This window comes from Aeromonas sp. HMWF015 (genome assembly GCF_963878965.1).
Taxonomy (GTDB): Bacteria; Pseudomonadota; Gammaproteobacteria; order Enterobacterales; family Aeromonadaceae; genus Aeromonas; species Aeromonas veronii.
The window spans coordinates 1-2,117 of sequence record NZ_CAWNZT010000137.1 but is presented as its reverse complement, the minus strand read 5'-3'; the positions used below and the strand labels follow the sequence as shown (position 1 = coordinate 2,117).

4 protein-coding genes are annotated in these 2,117 nt (G+C 58.7%); all 4 read right to left on the bottom strand.

The window, feature by feature from the left end; all coding sequences use genetic code 11:
- Nucleotides 1–462 (bottom strand): lipopolysaccharide transport periplasmic protein LptA (gene lptA / locus AACS18_RS07255; RefSeq protein WP_181363422.1); only part of this gene is annotated, 462 nt, incomplete at its 3' end.
- Nucleotides 449–1,009, bottom strand: coding sequence for an LPS export ABC transporter periplasmic protein LptC (gene lptC, locus AACS18_RS07250; protein ID WP_005336338.1), 561 nt, complete (start codon nucleotides 1,007–1,009; stop codon nucleotides 449–451). The genes lptA and lptC, both read right to left, overlap by 14 nt.
- Nucleotides 1,006–1,560, bottom strand: coding sequence for a 3-deoxy-manno-octulosonate-8-phosphatase KdsC (kdsC, locus tag AACS18_RS07245; RefSeq protein WP_108614028.1), 555 nt, complete (start codon nucleotides 1,558–1,560; stop codon nucleotides 1,006–1,008). The genes lptC and kdsC overlap by 4 nt, the downstream gene beginning before the upstream one ends.
- Nucleotides 1,560–2,117: KpsF/GutQ family sugar-phosphate isomerase (locus AACS18_RS07240; RefSeq protein WP_146184864.1), on the bottom strand; the 558-nt coding region annotated here is incomplete at its 5' end. The genes AACS18_RS07240 and kdsC, both read right to left, overlap by 1 nt.

Here is a 2,117-nt window from a genome sequence, read left to right as displayed (position 1 = left end):
GGTTTTGACCCGCTGGCTCGGGCTCTTGCTCTCGGCGATCATCTTCTGTTTGACGATGTCGTAGCGGATCAGATCGCCATTGACCTGGCTATCTTCCTGCTTGAGCTGACCGTTGCCGGTGATGGTCACCAGCCGGTTCTTCAGCTCGTAGCGGATAGTGTTGCCGTGGGCATTGACCGGCTTGCCGTTATCCAGGATCTGGAAGAAGGTGGCGGGCTTGCCGTAGGCAGTCATCACCTCCGCCCCTTTCTCGCCGGAACGGGTCACAACCACCTTGTCAGCCTTGATCCGGATAGTGCCCTGATTGATGGTCACATCCTCTTCGAAGGTGATGCGGTTGTCCTGCATCTCGGCCACCTGTTTGACGGCATCGACGTAGACCTTCTCGGCAAAGTCGGACTCTTTGGCGGTCACCGCACCACACAACAACAGGGCTGCGAGGGCCAGATTAGCGTTTTTCATTGAAATAGATGGCATGGCCTTGATCCAGTAACTCAAAATATTTGCGGTCCAGATGGCCCTTGAGGCCAACCCCTTGGGTCTGGAAATCCCGACCCAGAATGTTCACTTCCCGGTTGCTGCGCACATCCTGTGTCACCAGATCCAGCTCCAGATAGGGGGTATCCAGTGTGGAGATAAAGGAGGTGGGCAGCAGACCATCCAGATGCACCTTATCCCGCAGGATGACGTTGTCACCGGTGTTGAGCACGCCGGTTTCGGCAGTCACCTTCCACTCGGCGGCACCCTGATCGTCATACATGTAGACCACCGGCTTGTCGAAGGTGGCCTGCTCGAGGATTTGATAATACTCGGCGTAGGTCGACTCCAACCTCTCTGTGCGCTTGCCGTTGATATCAAAACGGGTGGTCACCAGATCTTTGGCGACAAAATCCGGCTGATAGTTTTCGATTTTGACGGCGCTCTCAGGCACCAGCTCCACCTTGCCCAGCTGCCAGGCAACCAGCGCGACCAGAAACAGCAGGGCAAACAACAGGGTCTGTCTGCTCATACCGAGGCCTCAGGCTGATAATCGTCGTGGCCCTGCGCCTGCAAAATGAGGTCACACACCTCGCGCACCGCGCCCATGCCACCGCCAAGCCGGGTCACCATATCGGCACGACTCAGCACCAGCGGATGGGCATCGGCCACGGCAATGCCGAGCCCACAGACCTGCATCACCGGCAGATCGATGGTGTCATCGCCCATATAGGCGGCCTGTTCAGCAGTCAGCCCCAGCTTGGCCAGCAGCGCTTCGAAGTGAGGCAGCTTTTTATCAGCCCCCTGTACCACATGAGCCACCCCCAGGCTTTTCATCCGATCACTGACGATTCGTGAGTTGCGCCCGGTGATGATGGCGATCTCGATCCCCACATTGAGCAGTGCTCGCATGCCCGCACCATCACGGGTACAGAAGGTTTTCAGCTCTTCGCCGTTGTTTCCCATGTAGATAAGGCCGTTAGAGAGCACCCCGTCCACATCGCACACCAGCAGGCGGATTTGCGCCGCCTTGTCGAACTGGCTGCGCGTCACCGGACCATAGAGGGTCGGTACGTTTTGCATCAAATTACTCCGGCTTTCAGCAGGTCGTGCATGTTGAAGGCGCCGAGCGGGCGCTTGTCACCATCCACGACCAGTAATCCGTTGATTTTTCTCGTTTCCATCAGCTTGACGGCTTCCGCAGCCATCATCTCTGGACCTACGGTAACACAGTTGGCCGTCATCACACGGCTGATGGGGGTGTGATGGATATCGATCTGCTGGTCAAGAATGCGGCGCAGGTCGCCATCGGTAAAGAGCCCGGCCAGCAGGCCATTGCCATCGACCACCGCCGTCATACCGAGCCCCTTGCGGCTCACTTCCAGCAGCGCCTGGCTGATGGTGGCATCTATCCCCACCTGGGGCAACAGCTCACCGCTGTGCATCAGGTCGCCGACCCGCAGCAACAGACGCTTGCCAAGGGAACCGCCCGGGTGAGAGAGGGCGAAGTCATCGGCGGTGAAACCGCGCGCTTCCAGCAGGGCCACCGCCAGGGCATCGCCCATGACTAAGGTTGCCGTGGTACTGGAAGTGGGTGCCAGCCCCAGCGGGCAGGCCTCTTTCTCCACCTTGATGCACAG